Source organism: Kosakonia quasisacchari, assembly GCF_004331415.1.
Classification (GTDB): Bacteria; Pseudomonadota; Gammaproteobacteria; order Enterobacterales; family Enterobacteriaceae; genus Kosakonia; species Kosakonia quasisacchari.
This window is the reverse complement of record NZ_SJOP01000008.1, coordinates 99208-112608: the sequence shown is the minus strand read 5'-3', so window position 1 is coordinate 112608 and position 13401 is coordinate 99208. Positions and strand designations below refer to the sequence as shown.

Sequence of the window (13401 nt, the reverse complement as noted above, 5' to 3'; positions counted from 1 at the left end):
CAGGAGCTATATATGGATGCTGACATCAAGAGACCATTGATAATTAGTGTTTCCGGGTTAGATGGCTCAGGTAAGTCATCACTTGTCAGGCATTTGAGTGAAATTTCCTGCCTGCAGCCAGCCATACACTCAAAACGTCTGCTGTTCACCCAAACCAGAAAGGTTTTCGATACCTACAAAGATTCCGAGCAACAGACAGGCACATATATTGATAAAAATAATCCGCTGGCACAAGCTGTTCGCTATGGTGTTTTGTTCGACGCTCTTGAATATTTTGAATCTGAGCTTTTTCCTCTCTACCATCATTACAACACCCTGATTTTAGACCGATGGAAACTTGATTATCGTGCCTTTATGTTACTCACTCATTCGAAGGAAGATATTGAAATACTACTTGCGCCACTACCTGAAGCCGATCTGCATATTTATTTATCCGTTACCGTGGAAACAGCCAGAGAAAGAATCAGACGTCGCGGCAGCCTTAAGGAAGATGAGGCCCCTGAAATTATGACTGCGCTTACCGAATCGTACCAGCAAGTAATAGCAGAAAGCGCTAATCAAAATATTATTGTTATTCCAAACGATGATTGGTCGATAACGTTAAATAAAGCTACTGCGGCGATCTATTCCCTCATAAATGATCAGTAGGCATCTTGATGAAAAAAATAATTTTAGCCCCCGGACCATTAACGACTAACCCTTTAGTACGCGATTCGGCTTCAGTTGATTATCCTGCCAGAGACTCATCAGTCACGTTAATGACATCCAGAATAAGAGCACGATTGCTGGAATTATCATCGGGTAATGATACTCACACCACAATTCTGTTACAGGGATGCGGAACCTTTGCTGTAGAGGCTGCGATCCAGACTCTCATTCCCCGTGAAACCGGGCATGCGCTTGTTTTAGCCAATGGTGTTTATGCACAACGTATCTATGAAATATGCAAGAGATTGGCCTTAAAAACGTCTTTACACACAACATCTGACCTTATTCCGGTCAATCCACTGGATGTTCGTCAAATACTGGAGGCTGACACTAGCATCACCGATGTGTTATTTGTACATTGTGAAACTGCAACGGGCATTATTAATCCTCTCCACCAGGTTGCTGATGTTGTCTCCTCTATGGGGCGCGGGTTTATCGTTGATGCGATGAGCAGCTTTGGTGCATTGCCTGTTGATTTAAAGGCAACTCCCATCCGCGCGCTTATTACATCGAGTAACAAATGTCTGGAAGGTCTACCGGGTATTGGTATTATTATTGCCGATCGTCAACATTTAAATAAATGTCAGGCCAACGCCAGATCCCTCAGCCTTGATTTATATGAGCAATATCAACGTTTCGAGGCCGATGGACAATGGCGTTTTACCCCACCTGTACAGATTGTGGCTGCACTCGACCACGCTATTTCATTACTCATTGCGGAAGGAGGCATTGATTCAAGGTATCAACGTTATCAGGAAAACATGCAGGAATTAATTTCGCATATGCAAATGCTCGATTTCATACCCGTATTATCGCCTGAGGTCCAATCACCGATTATCGCTGCTTTTTATTATCCGACAAATTTTAATTTCGCTGAGCTTTATGAACGGCTAAAAGCAGATAATATTTTTCTTTATCCTGGTGCATTAACCGAACGCCAGACTTTTCGCATCGGTTGCATTGGTGCAATCAATCGGCATGATATTTCTTTTGTCATCAATAAAATAGCTGCCATCTGTAAACCTGCATTCGACTATAAAATAGCTACTTCATCTGATTATGCAGATAAGTAACCGTCTTCACTTACTATATAGCATTCGGGCTGGAAATAATAATGAATCGTTATAAACTGAAAATAACTGCATATGTCTTTTATTCTTCATATTATTTCCAGCTTGGTGTTCTCCTTGGTTTTATGCCTCTGTTTTTAGTACAAAAAGGTTTATCCATTCGCGAAGTGGGGCTGCTGTCAGCGTTCACCTTCTTGACCAGATTGTTATTAAATCCGCTCATTGTTTTTTTATCATCGAAATTTTATCGAACCGCCACTATTATTTTAATTTTATCATTCTTATCATCAATCTCTTTTCTTCTAATGATTTTTTCGGACACCCTGCTTGTTATAACATTGGTTATTATTGCCAATATAGCATGCCTCCCGGTTAGGCCGTTGGGAGATGCTAAAATAATACTTGGCCTTACTCGTGCTGGTTTTAATTATAGCTCGCTGCGTCTATGTGGCTCTGTCTCATTTCTCATCGCGTTCGTTACCGGTCAGAAGTTGATAGCCACCACTGATTTATTTATCGTGCCTTTGATTGCTGCCATCTCTTATTTTATTATCGCGGTATTATTTTTAACTGAATATAAAAAAGATATCCCTGCAGCAGCCTCTTTAGTGAGATATAACCGTGCATCATCGTTCCTGAATGATAAAACAATAATTTGTGCTGCATTTTGCCAGGCAAGCCATGGTGTTTTCTATGCCTATGTCTCTTTACTTTGGCAAAATATGGGGTTGTCCCTACAAACTATTTCCCTACTATGGATATGTGGTATAGCTAGCGAAATACTTATGTTTTATTTCCTCGCCCGATATCCCATCCGCATGAACAAACGGTTGCTGATCTATTTTTGTCTATTAGTCACATCTTTAAGGTGGGCAGGAATGGGTTATGCCACGGATATAACGTATATGATAGCGCTGCAGTTGCTGCAATCTTTCAGCATAGCTGTTACGCAAAATACATTAGCGCAAATTTGGCAAACTATTCACAATGAAAAAGGCACTGTCAATGCAATGACTATTTATGATGCGATTACGTTTGGCGGCGTTCAGGCTTTAATTATTTATGTGGCTTCATTTTTTACTATACACAATGCCTTTATTATTACGGCATTATTGACATTTATCACTCCGCTGGCGCTGTGTATTATTTTCACAGGTCGCAGTGCGCGGATCGCAAACCGTGAGGCGGAAAAATGACCAATACATTAATAATAATTTCCTCGCCGTAATAGACCTCAGAGCAGTCCATGTCGCGTATTTTAGCAAACAAAATTACTGCTGAGCAAGGTGGAGACTAATGATATTGCAGCCATAAAAGCGAAAACTACCGGCCAGATAAACCATGCGGCCACTCCTCCAAGTAATGGAGCAATAACAGGGGCGATACCCTGTATCGCTAACACTAGATTAAAATATCGAGCTGCCTTAGCCTCTGGGCACAGATCAGAAATAATTGCCCGGGAAAGAACGATACCAGCCGCCCCTCCCAACCCCTGAAAGAGCCGTGTAACAATGAGCAGCTGAATGTTAGTAGATATAGCGCCAGCTAATGAAGCGATTGTTAATAGAGCCATCCCGCCTAGCAATAATTTACGTCTGCCGTAATGATCGGACAATGGACCAATGAACAACTGCCCAATCCCTAAGCCCACCATAAAAGCGGTGATACTAAGCTGAACTTTGTCAGGCGTCGTATGCAAATCACTGGCGATAATTGGAAATAAAGGCAAGTACATATCAGTGGATAATGCAGCCACGGCGCTGAGCAAACCAAGAATAATAACGACTTTACTGGAAAGCAGACCTCTAGTTTCATCTCTGTACATCGTACTGGCTGCCGGTGCATGAACTTCAATCGGTCGCATGTTGTGCGTAATCCCTTTACCATCTGTAGTCTTTAATAACTATACCACCAGCCAAACTGATTGCAAAAAAGAAATCAGTTAAATTAGCAACAAAATAAACATATAAAAATTAATAACATACAAGTGGTAATACAAAAAAATATTGCATTTTGCTTTCTTTCGAGGTATTACAAAACTGATAATTCACTTCCATAGATATACTGAATAAAGTTGTAATATCAATAATCTATGCTAGAAACCTCTATACCCTAGAACCAGAAAAATACGCTTTTAAAAGGATGCACCATTATGTTAATTTTTGATAAAAATCTTTCCACAGGGATATTCATCCGTTCTTTCAAAACGGGTTATGTTATACAAGAACCATCAATACGTGTCTGTAAGCTTGAGTTTGATATTACAGAATATAATGATGCTTTGTTTTCAACATTTTCCATCGAATTTCCTGAATCACTCTCTTCGGCTGTCCTAAAACGACGAGCCGAATATCTTGCCGGTAGAATTTCGGCACAAACCTTACTTGTTAAAGAAGGTTTTTATAAAAGAGTCGCGCTTTGTAGCGACCGAAGTCCTAAATGGCCAGAAGGTTGGAATGGTAGTATCTCCCATACTGACCAGTGTGCAATAGCCGTGATCTCACCACAACTCATGGGATTTGCTGTCGGTATAGATATTGAGAACCTTATTCCTGAGATAATTCGAGATACAGCCGATATGTTCACCACAAAAAAAGAGCAAAAATACCTTATTAAAAGCGAGATAGATTATAACATTGCATTACTTATCGCATTTTCCGCAAAAGAGAGTCTCTATAAAGCACTTTACCCTACAGTAGGAATTTTTTTTGGCTTTGAGTGCGCCATAATAACCGATATCAATGACCAATATGGTACTTTCACCCTACAACTCACTACACCACTAGCTAACAAGTTCTCAGCAGGAGATGATTTTTTAGGTCACTATATTTTTAATAAAAATAGAGTCACCACACTAATTTACTGAGTTAAAGATAAAATCATTCACTTTGCTATTTTTTATGAAAATGAAAATTTTCAGTGTTGTCAAATAAATAATTACCACCCAATTCAATAGATTATTTAACAGCCAATATGTCAATCATTTAATGGATGTTTAAATATAACATATCGTTCCTGTCAAAACGTTGAGAAAGGAGATGCACCATGTCAAAAATAGATAAAAAATTAAAAAATCCAGATTTCATATCTGATTGGGTTACTATACATGAGGCTGTCAACATACTCAGATATTCAAAAAAAAATCTCTAAAAGTGACATTTATCGCCATGCCATGTGCAACGACATCTGCCTTTCCATTTACTTCCAGTCACCAATCTTTTTAAGAAAAATACAAATCTGCAGAAATAAAATAAAACTACGCCCAGTAAATTTATTACTTATTGATAATGGTTCTTTAGTTAAAAGAATCATTCCGAGTAAATATAAACTAATCCTCTGCACCGAAGGAAAATATATCCACCCGAGGAAGCAAATTATTGACACAGCATTAAATGGATACGAATATATTATATTGCAAAGATTACTTGCACATTCATTAGGCATTCCATCTCCTTTAACAGGAGCAATGGACGCCAATTATGGAATTACAGTGAGTTTGTCAGGGGAAATATTTCAAGTCTTTGAAAAAGAAAGAATAGTAAGAAACGAACTTATATTGCCGCACTTGGGGAACTCAACCACCCATCACAACCATATACTCTCTCTGATAAATAAAAAATATAGTCAAGCCAAGTACTCCCCTATGTATGACTTACCAAAGGATGCTTGTTTTGTTATTCGAAATTCAGAACTGGAAAAATTATTGGAAACATCACTTAAAGTAAAATCAAACTCAGCATCTTCAACAAGAATGTCTACACCATTATCCCGTATGTTCTGGCTCGCCTGTAAAAATAACGAGGCTATTAGTCCATTAATCAGAAAGCCCTATAAGCTGCTGTCTATTTTCGAGCGGTGGGCATCAGATGAAGGCATTACCGACAGGTTCAGTGGTGATACACTAAAAACTGCGCTGGAGCGCGGTTCCCCCTCATCAGATTGATTTGAGAAAAATCCACTAACCTGCAAGTCCGTATTAAGGACTCTGAAACCCGTAATACGGGCTTATCTGCTTTATTCTCCATCCCCACTTGTGTTCCTTTGTCTCCTCCGGGCATGCCCCACAACGGCCACAGGAGTAAACGATGACATCCCATCAGCTATTACGCCTAAAACAGGTTGAAATAAAAACTGGCCTGAAACGTTCGCAAATCTACCTGTATATGAAAGAAGGCATCTTTCCCCGTTCAATCAAGATTGGCCCCGCCAGTGTGGCTTGGCTTGAATCTGAAATTGACGAATGGATCAACCTTAAATTAGCCAACCGCTTAACGCATTGAAGGGAGATACAGAATCATGATCCCGTCATTAAATTTCGCCGTATTAACCGACGCACTGTACGCGCTGAAAGAAGGTAATTTTCATCACTGCGAATCATTGGGATTCACTTTCGACGAACTGAATGCTCTCGATCAGTTATCCCTTGATGAACTGTTTACTATCAGCCGGTCGTCAGCGCCGTTTGTCGCGATCAGCGTCCGCCATGACGTTTTGTGCCATCTGATGGTACTGGCGCGTCAGGAGGTCCGCCAGCAGCAGCAAATTCACCGGGCGATTCGCTTAGGTGGTTCGAACGCGTTACTCAACCAGTATTTTGGCCTTACCTCCAACGAAGTCTGTCTTCGTCGCCGGATGCTGGGCGTCTATGTGCCTTATGGCCGGACACCTGAACCAGATGAAGAAACCGATGCAGCTATCTGGCGGCAATGGCAAAAATGCCGGGTGGAAAATCTGGCCTCCCCTGAAGCGCTGGCGGCCATGATGCAGGTCACTGAAACGCTGTTATCGCAGACGGAAGTGCTGCCACTCACCACCGTCTGGAAGCGCATCACGCTTTGCGAGCAGGAAGCCGTCAGCAGGAGGGCATTGCATGCCGGATGAGATCGATCGCGATCAGGAATTTAATGAACAGCGGCTTGAAGAGATGATTGAACAGAACCGTTTTAAACCGGGAACAACGCCATCATTATTCCACTGCCGTTTATGCGGTAAATCTATTCCTGAAAAACGACGTCAGATGCTGCCGGGTATAACAACCTGTACCGAATGTCAGGAAAAGCTTGAACGCCGCCGACGTTAATTCTACCGGTAAGACGTGGGGAGATTTCTCTCCACGTCTTTATATTTATATTTAAATGGAAATGACGCCTTATTGTATATTCCATACCCTTCCGCTTCTTTCTGCATTCTTAATTCAATTCAGATAAACTATTTCATTTTCATTTTTAATTTATCGTTTAGAAATCAATTCCGTTCCTTCATCCTGAAATCGTCATCACCCAATGACTGGACTGATGGACGTTAATTCGTCCGGGCCGGGCATTGCTCTTTAAAAATATGAAACGGGCTGTCACATAACCTCAATTCAGGGTGCCGCTGAATGTTCTCGCTGACCCGTTAAAACCGGAATGCAGAATTGGGATGTGATCAAGAAACATATTTTCAACTGTTTTAATCAAAGAGGGTAAATTATGAGAAAACCCATTTATTACGCGTATGTTGCCCAGGAAAGTCAGTCGGATGCTCAGGGCGAGAAAAACACGTACTGGACAAAAGTCGGCGTCGCCTTTGCTCACCACGGTAAAGCAGGTCTGAATATTGTCCTGACGCCCGGTATTGCCGTCTCCGGCAAACTGGTCCTGCTGGAACCCCGCGAGGAAAACAGTTCTCCGCAGAGTACGGATCCTGTCGAAACCGCATAGTAACCCCTTTAATTCTGACTCCACAGCATGCAGCGTCAGTAGACCCTGCATGCTGCCTGCTTTCTGAGGCCATCATGCTTTCCACCACTGCCTTTCTGGCGGCGGCCATGCAGTGCGCCGTCAGTATTCATCCGTCCACCGCGCTCGACGTGGCACGGGTGGAATCCGGTTTTAACCCTTATGCCATCGCCGAGATTATCCCGAAAGCCAGAGGAGCCTCCGGTGACAATCCTGTTATCTCCCATCTGCCCGCCAGCCGGGCCGATGCCGAGCGCATTATCCGTCGCCTTGCCATACAGGACCGGCGTTATTCAGTCGGGCTGATGCAGATCACCAGCACCAATTTCCGTCGCTACGGCGTGACGGCCTCTGATCTGCTTGATCCCTGCACCAACCTGTCTGTTTTTGAACGCATCCTCAGCGACTGTTACCGCCGTGGCGGTTCCCTGAAAAGAGCACTGAGCTGCTATTACTCGGGCAATTTCCGTACCGGACAACAGCCGGAAGCGGCTTTTTCCGGGACGAGCTATCTGCAGCGAATCGGTTATGCGCCGGGCTCCCCTCACTATGCCGTCCCCGGCACCCGCGAGGACAAACCAGCGACAGCCGTTCCCTCGGAAGCCTTTCCTGGCGGTAATGCCTCCCGTCCCCGCGTGCTTTGGCCCGGCACTATCGTCCGTGGCGTCCCCACGAAACTTCGTCAGGAAAACATCACCGCCGCAAAATTCTCCCCGCCGTCAGTGCGCCGGAGTCTCCCGCAGCCAATCCGTAAGGAGGAAGAATAATGAGGCTTTTCCGCAAGCTAAAGGTGGCAGTCCGCGCAGTGTCTGCCGGTGCGCTGACCGCTTTCTCTGTCACCCCGGCGTTTGCCGACGGTTTTGAACGGGCCAACACCGTGATGGAGAAAGTCTCCACCGGCCTGCATGGTCTGGCGGCCATCACCATCACCGTGGCCGTGATCTGGGTGGGTTACAAGACGCTCTGGAAAGGCGAAAGCCTGTCCCAGTGCGCCTACATCATCATCGGCGGGATCCTGATTGGCGGGGGCAGTGAGATCGGCGCGCTGCTGATGAGCTGAGGGGACTCCTATGGCAAAGCTGCTTAAGGCAATGAAACGCCCGGCGGCACTGTGGGGCGTCCCCATGGTGCCCCTGCTGGGTATCACGGGGTTCACCATCATTGTTGCTGTCTGGACTTCCGTCGCTTTCCTGGCCCTGCTCCCGGTTGAATTTCTGGTGATGAAGTCACTCACCCGGAATGAACCCATGCGGTTCAGCCTGATTGCTGTGTGGCTCAGGGCAAGAGGAAAACCGGCAGCAAACCGTCTGTTTGGCGCAACAGCATTTATGCCTGTTGAGCATGAGGCTGTTGATATCACGGAGTTTCTCAACGCCATGAAACTGAATCAGTGTGCCACGCTCAAAAAGTACATTCCATATTCATCGCATATTCATCAGCATGTTGTGCGCTCTTCCGACAGTGACCTCTACTGCACCTGGGAACTAACGGGCACCCCGTTCGACTGCGAGTCAGAAGACACGCTCAATACTGACCGGAACCAGTTGCACGGGCTTATCCGCTCATTCGAGGGGATGCCGGTCACCTTTTATATCCACAATGTGCGGGAGCCATTCACGGACTCGCTGCACAAGGCGTCCGGCAACCCTTACGCCGATGAAATCAGCCGTCTCTATTATGCCTCGCTGGCGGCTGATCCGTTTCGTCGCAACCGCCTGTTTCTGACCGTCTGCTACCGCCCGTTTGTCCGCCTGGAAAAGGCCGGGCGCAGGCGCATGAAAGACGGTCAGAAACTGAAAGAGCTGGACGCTGCACTGCAGGAAATGCTGGAAATTAAAGGTTCGCTCGATACCGCACTGTCGCGCTACGCGGCACGTCCTCTTGGCACCTTCACCGAAGGCCACGCGGTATTCTCCTCCCAGTTATCATTTTATGAGTTTCTGCTGACGCACCAGTGGCGCAGGGTGCTCGCCACCCGCGCCGCCGCATATTCGGTGATGGGGTCAGCGGCGCTGTTCTTCGCGGCGGAGTCCGGGCAGATAAACCACGCCAGCGGTACACAGTATTTCCGGGGGCTGGAAGTGAAAGAGTTCCCGGAGGAGACGGCGACGGGGATGATGGACTCGCTGCTGTACGCCCCCTGCGATTATGTGATCACGCAGTCTTACACCTGCATGTCACGCGAGGAAGCCAGGAAGGCCATCAAACGCACCCGCCGTCTGTTAATGAGTTCGGATGATGATGCGATATCCCAGCGGCTGGATCTGGATGTGGCGCTGGACCTGCTGACATCGGGGAAAATCGCCTATGGCAAACACCATTTCTCCATCATGGTGTTTGCCCGCACGCTGGACAGTCTGGTGGCCGATACCAGTGAAATCAGCAACGCCCTGAACAATCTCGGCATCACCCCGGTTCCGGCAGCGCTTTCACTGTCAGCGGCGTATATGGCGCAGCTACCCGGCAACTATCATCTGCGGCCCCGCAGGGGTGAACTGAGCAGCCAGAACTTTGTGGAGCTGGCTGCGCTGCATAATTTCTACCCCGGCAAGCGCGATAACGCGCCCTGGGGGGATGCGATGGCCCTGCTGCGCACCCCGTCAGGGAATGGTTACTACCTGAACCTGCATAACACGCTGGCGGACAAAGACGAGTTCAATGAAAAGAACCCGGCCAGTACCTGCATTCTCGGCACCAATGGTTCGGGTAAAACCATGCTGATGACGTTCCTTGAAAACATGCAGCAGAAATATGGCCGCGCGGACAGTTTTTCACACGATGCGAAAACGAAACGGCTGACCACCGTTTATCTGGACAAGGACCGGGGCGCGGAAATGAACATCCGGGCGCTGGGCGGCCGTTACTTCCGAATCACGCATGGCGATCCCACGGGGTGGAACCCGTTTTCGCTGTCGCCCACAAAACGCAATATCAGTTTCATCAGCCAGTTGATGAAACTGCTGTGCACGCGTAACGGCGCGACCATCACGCCCCGTGATGAACGCCGTCTCAACGACGCCGTTAACGCCGTGATGAGCAATGAGCCGCAATACCGTGTCTACGGTATTACGCGCCTGCTGGAGAATCTTCCTGAACCTGCTACAAAAGAAGCCCAGGAGAACGGCCTGAGCATTCGCCTGTCGCAGTGGGCGCAGGGCGGCGAGTTTGGCTGGGTGTTTGATAACGCATCAGACACCTTCGATATCAGCCACTGCGATAACTTTGGCATTGACGGCACGGAGTTTCTGGATGACGCGAACGTCTGTGCGCCGATCTCCTTGTACCTGCTGTACCGCATTACCAGTCTGCTCGACGGGCGACGGCTGGTCATCTTTATGGACGAGTTCTGGAAGTGGCTTCGGGACCCGGTCTTTAAGGATTTCGCCTATAACCGCCTGAAAACCATCCGTAAACTGAACGGGATGTTGGTTGTGGGAACCCAGTCCCCGGCGGAGATCATCAGGGATGAAATTGCGCCCGCCGTGATTGAACAGTGCGGAACGCAGATCCTGGCAGCCAACCCCAGCGCCGACCGGGCCCACTATGTTGACGGGATGAAGTTTGAGCCGGAAGTGTTCGATGTGGTGAAAGCTCTGGACCCGCAGGCCCGCCAGTATGTGGTGGTAAAAAATCAGTTCAGGCGCGGCGACACAAAACGCTTTGCCGCACGCGTGACGCTCGATCTCTCCGGTATCGGCAGATACACCCGAGTGATGAGCGGCAGCGCCGACAATCTTGAAATCTTCGATTCCCTGTACCGGGAAGGGATGCAGCCGCATGAATGGCTGGACTCCTACCTGGCTCAGGCACTCTGACAACCCACTGGAGGACCATGATGAAAAGGCGTTTTCATGCCCTGATTTTCGCGTGCGTGATGGCCAGTCCGCTGGCACACGCCGGTATTCCCGTTCTGGTGGATGCCGATCCACTGCGTGAGGCCGAATGGCTGAAAGAAGCGCAGCGCTGGATGCAGACCGCGCAATATTATCAGAGCCAGATCCAGGCGTATAAAGACCAGCTGGCGACGGCCACCGGCGTCCGTGATATCGCTGATTTTGTGGATCAGGCGAAGAGTCTGAAATCGGATCTGGAGCAACTTCGCGAACCGGGCCAGGCACTCAATGATCTGCTTCTCTCCGGCGGCACCGCCGGGCAGTTCGATACGCTGTATGCGAAGTACCGGGTTTTCGACACCTGCAACGCGGAACAGTCGGGAAGCTATGCCGATACCTGCAAACAACTGGTCATCAATAAGGCGATTCAGTTTGAGCAGACTAACGAGATCCAGGAGCAGGTCAGCCAGACGCTTGGCGAGATTAGCAGCCTCTCGAACCGTATCGCACTTTCTAAAGATTCAAAGGAGTCTCAGGACCTTGCCAACAGTATTCAGCTAAAATCAGTGATGCTGAACACGCTCACTGACCAGTGGGAAATAAGCGTGAAGGCAGCAGAAAAGCGCGAAAAAGTGCTGGAAGACGAGCGTGTTAAACAGTGGAATCAGCAACAGTTAACTGCGCCAACCCCTGATTTAAACGGCTAAAGGAGTCTCACATGCGTTTATTAATCCTTTCTTTCCTGTCCTTATTATTCGCCGTCATTAGCGGCTGCAAAGAAGAAACCAAAACGACCCAGTGGTACAGGGATCATCCCGATGAGCTAAAAGAGGTGTATGAAAAATGCCAGAAAACCGGCGATGCCTCAGAAAACTGTAAAAACGCCAGTGAAGCCCATTTTCAGATTCAGCAGTTAAATGCGCCTACCCCCGACCTGAATTCATAGTGAGGTTAATATGCCCGGTGGTGTATTTACCGGTGTTGAAAAACATCTGATAGGAGGAGTCACCGACGCCACAAAGGGACTGATGATGTCATACTCCTCCATGATGGTGGGGCTGGCGGCAACGTCAGCCACCCTCTATATCCTGTGGCGTGGATACCAGACCCTGGCGGGTAAGCTGTCCACACCAATGGAGGATGTCATGTGGGACATCATGAGGATGGCGATCATCCTTTCCTTTGTGGCTAATGTCAGCGGTTATCTTGATGGTGTTATTGACGCAATCAATGGCTTAAGGGAGGGATTTTCCGGCAGCGATAATATATGGCAGTTACTGGATAGCTTATGGGATAAAGCGAAGGTATTGGGTAAAACATTACACGATATGGATAACTCAACCTATATAAAAGATGAGGGCATGACCGCTCAATTTTATGTCTGGCTCGGGATATTCGTATTAATGATCGTGACAGCCTTTGTTTCAATGATTGCGGAGGTCATGATTCTGCTCCTGAGTATTACCGCCCCTGTGTTTATCTTTTGTCTGATGTATGGATTTTTACGCCCCATGTTTAACAACTGGCTGCAAAATGTTTTCGCAGCAATATTAACGGTTCTGTTTTCTGCGTTGTCGCTACGCATTGTCGTTAATTATTTAAACTCGCGGGTAGATATTGCAACACAGATTTCAGCACAATCCAACATTGTGGAGTTAGGCGCACAGGTCTGCCTGGCCGGTATCTGCGCGGCAATACTGGTGTATCTCTCCGCCAGACTGGCCGGCGCGCTGGCCGGGGCCAGTGCAACGGTGTCCATGCAGGGGCTGGCGGCTGTGGGTATTGGCGCGGCGGCGTATGGTGCCGGGAAACTGGCAGCAGGAGCCGGGAAGCAGACAACACGCGCTATTCAGGACACCGTCCGGGGCTGGCGGGATGCCAGCGCGGGTAAACCCGGCAGCGGTCCGGGATATAGCGCGGCGAAAGCGCGTCAATACGCGATTGAGCAAATGATCGCCCGCAACGAAGCCCGGCGACTGGCACAAGCCAGGGACTCAGCGGTTCAGAAATTCCATCGTTAAACCTGTCATCACTGGTCGAAATATCCCCGTTACACCCTGGTGAAAACAT

The 13401-nt window shown here is 47.6% G+C and carries 16 protein-coding genes; 15 read left to right on the top strand and 1 reads right to left on the bottom strand.

All coding sequences use genetic code 11. The features are described 5' to 3' along the window. The first annotated feature begins 12 nt into the window (after nt 1–12). Genes E0L21_RS10645 through E0L21_RS10635 form a run of 3 tightly spaced genes read left to right on the top strand, consistent with a single transcriptional unit; the run spans nt 13 to nt 2974 of the window. The gene (locus tag E0L21_RS10645) at nt 13–648 is read left to right on the top strand and encodes a nucleoside/nucleotide kinase family protein (protein ID WP_131409256.1); all 636 of its coding nucleotides are present in this window, start codon (nt 13–15) and stop codon (nt 646–648) included. An 8-nt stretch (nt 649–656) separates the two neighbouring features. Next, nucleotides 657–1781, top strand: a complete 1125-nt coding sequence (locus E0L21_RS10640; RefSeq protein ID WP_131409253.1) for a 2-aminoethylphosphonate--pyruvate transaminase — start codon at nt 657–659, stop codon at nt 1779–1781. Between the two features lie 41 nt (nt 1782–1822). Beyond that, nucleotides 1823–2974 (top strand): MFS transporter, encoded by a 1152-nt coding sequence (locus E0L21_RS10635; protein ID WP_131409250.1) that lies wholly within the window; start codon nt 1823–1825, stop codon nt 2972–2974. A 62-nt stretch (nt 2975–3036) separates the two neighbouring features. Here the strand turns inward: E0L21_RS10635 and E0L21_RS10630 are convergent, their stop codons facing one another. Continuing rightward, nucleotides 3037–3642 carry an MFS transporter gene (locus E0L21_RS10630; protein WP_235855224.1) on the bottom strand — a complete coding sequence of 202 codons (606 nt, stop codon included), beginning with the start codon at nt 3640–3642 and terminating at the stop codon, nt 3037–3039. A 288-nt stretch (nt 3643–3930) separates the two neighbouring features. Here E0L21_RS10630 and E0L21_RS10625 point away from each other — a divergent pair, with 288 nt between their 5' ends. The 12 genes from E0L21_RS10625 (at nt 3931) to E0L21_RS10570 (ending at nt 13352) form a co-directional block, all read left to right on the top strand. Beyond that, nucleotides 3931–4644, top strand: a complete 714-nt coding sequence (locus E0L21_RS10625) for a 4'-phosphopantetheinyl transferase family protein (protein WP_131409247.1) — start codon at nt 3931–3933, stop codon at nt 4642–4644. A gap of 240 nt (nt 4645–4884) precedes the next feature. After that, nucleotides 4885–5721 carry a Cu(+)/Ag(+) sensor histidine kinase gene (locus E0L21_RS10620; protein WP_328590660.1) on the top strand — a complete coding sequence of 279 codons (837 nt, stop codon included), beginning with the start codon at nt 4885–4887 and terminating at the stop codon, nt 5719–5721. A gap of 142 nt (nt 5722–5863) precedes the next feature. Further along, nucleotides 5864–6058: an AlpA family transcriptional regulator gene (locus tag E0L21_RS10615; protein WP_050881865.1), complete on the top strand. Its 195-nt coding sequence runs from the start codon at nt 5864–5866 to the stop codon at nt 6056–6058. A gap of 16 nt (nt 6059–6074) precedes the next feature. Further along, on the top strand, nt 6075–6659 hold the full coding sequence (locus E0L21_RS10610) for a DUF2857 domain-containing protein (RefSeq protein WP_074007929.1): 585 nt from the start codon (nt 6075–6077) through the stop codon (nt 6657–6659). Beyond that, the gene (locus E0L21_RS10605; protein ID WP_131409245.1) at nt 6649–6858 is read left to right on the top strand and encodes a TraR/DksA family transcriptional regulator; all 210 of its coding nucleotides are present in this window, start codon (nt 6649–6651) and stop codon (nt 6856–6858) included. The genes E0L21_RS10610 and E0L21_RS10605 overlap by 11 nt, the downstream gene beginning before the upstream one ends. Before the next feature lie 391 nt (nt 6859–7249). Then, nucleotides 7250–7480, top strand: a complete 231-nt coding sequence (locus E0L21_RS10600; protein WP_050881868.1) for a hypothetical protein — start codon at nt 7250–7252, stop codon at nt 7478–7480. Between the two features lie 74 nt (nt 7481–7554). Further along, complete coding sequence (locus E0L21_RS10595) at nt 7555–8265, top strand: lytic transglycosylase domain-containing protein (RefSeq protein ID WP_131409243.1); 711 nt, start codon at nt 7555–7557, stop codon at nt 8263–8265. Beyond that, nucleotides 8265–8558 carry a TrbC/VirB2 family protein gene (locus tag E0L21_RS10590; protein WP_131409241.1) on the top strand — a complete coding sequence of 98 codons (294 nt, stop codon included), beginning with the start codon at nt 8265–8267 and terminating at the stop codon, nt 8556–8558. Before E0L21_RS10595 ends, E0L21_RS10590 begins: the two co-directional genes overlap by 1 nt. A 10-nt stretch (nt 8559–8568) precedes the next feature. Next, nucleotides 8569–11313 (top strand): VirB4 family type IV secretion/conjugal transfer ATPase, encoded by a 2745-nt coding sequence (locus tag E0L21_RS10585; RefSeq protein WP_131409239.1) that lies wholly within the window; start codon nt 8569–8571, stop codon nt 11311–11313. 20 nt (nt 11314–11333) lie between these two features. Further along, nucleotides 11334–12038 carry a type IV secretion system protein gene (locus E0L21_RS10580; RefSeq protein WP_131409443.1) on the top strand — a complete coding sequence of 235 codons (705 nt, stop codon included), beginning with the start codon at nt 11334–11336 and terminating at the stop codon, nt 12036–12038. An 11-nt stretch (nt 12039–12049) separates the two neighbouring features. After that, a complete protein-coding gene (locus E0L21_RS10575) occupies nt 12050–12277 on the top strand; it encodes an EexN family lipoprotein (protein WP_131409237.1) in 228 nt (75 codons plus the stop codon). Nucleotides 12278–12287: 10 nt separating this feature from the next. Beyond that, nucleotides 12288–13352, top strand: coding sequence for a type IV secretion system protein (locus E0L21_RS10570; protein ID WP_131409235.1), 1065 nt, complete (start codon nt 12288–12290; stop codon nt 13350–13352). Nucleotides 13353–13401 lie beyond the last annotated feature (49 nt).

What these genes read in the sequence shown, in the direction of transcription:
- E0L21_RS10600 (WP_050881868.1), top strand. Translation starts at nt 7,250, where the DNA reads ATGAGAAAACCCATTTATTACGCGTATGTTGCCCAGGAAAGTCAGTCG.
- E0L21_RS10570 (WP_131409235.1), top strand. Translation starts at nt 12,288, where the DNA reads ATGCCCGGTGGTGTATTTACCGGTGTTGAAAAACATCTGATAGGAGGA.
- E0L21_RS10635 (WP_131409250.1), top strand. Translation starts at nt 1,823, where the DNA reads ATGAATCGTTATAAACTGAAAATAACTGCATATGTCTTTTATTCTTCA.
- E0L21_RS10625 (WP_131409247.1), top strand. Translation starts at nt 3,931, where the DNA reads ATGTTAATTTTTGATAAAAATCTTTCCACAGGGATATTCATCCGTTCT.
- E0L21_RS10630 (WP_235855224.1), bottom strand. Translation starts at nt 3,642, where the DNA reads ATGCGACCGATTGAAGTTCATGCACCGGCAGCCAGTACGATGTACAGA.
- E0L21_RS10595 (WP_131409243.1), top strand. Translation starts at nt 7,555, where the DNA reads ATGCTTTCCACCACTGCCTTTCTGGCGGCGGCCATGCAGTGCGCCGTC.
- E0L21_RS10645 (WP_131409256.1), top strand. Translation starts at nt 13, where the DNA reads ATGGATGCTGACATCAAGAGACCATTGATAATTAGTGTTTCCGGGTTA.
- E0L21_RS10640 (WP_131409253.1), top strand. Translation starts at nt 657, where the DNA reads ATGAAAAAAATAATTTTAGCCCCCGGACCATTAACGACTAACCCTTTA.
- E0L21_RS10590 (WP_131409241.1), top strand. Translation starts at nt 8,265, where the DNA reads ATGAGGCTTTTCCGCAAGCTAAAGGTGGCAGTCCGCGCAGTGTCTGCC.
- E0L21_RS10610 (WP_074007929.1), top strand. Translation starts at nt 6,075, where the DNA reads ATGATCCCGTCATTAAATTTCGCCGTATTAACCGACGCACTGTACGCG.
- E0L21_RS10580 (WP_131409443.1), top strand. Translation starts at nt 11,334, where the DNA reads ATGAAAAGGCGTTTTCATGCCCTGATTTTCGCGTGCGTGATGGCCAGT.
- E0L21_RS10620 (WP_328590660.1), top strand. Translation starts at nt 4,885, where the DNA reads ATGAGGCTGTCAACATACTCAGATATTCAAAAAAAAATCTCTAAAAGT.
- E0L21_RS10615 (WP_050881865.1), top strand. Translation starts at nt 5,864, where the DNA reads ATGACATCCCATCAGCTATTACGCCTAAAACAGGTTGAAATAAAAACT.
- E0L21_RS10605 (WP_131409245.1), top strand. Translation starts at nt 6,649, where the DNA reads ATGCCGGATGAGATCGATCGCGATCAGGAATTTAATGAACAGCGGCTT.
- E0L21_RS10585 (WP_131409239.1), top strand. Translation starts at nt 8,569, where the DNA reads ATGGCAAAGCTGCTTAAGGCAATGAAACGCCCGGCGGCACTGTGGGGC.
- E0L21_RS10575 (WP_131409237.1), top strand. Translation starts at nt 12,050, where the DNA reads ATGCGTTTATTAATCCTTTCTTTCCTGTCCTTATTATTCGCCGTCATT.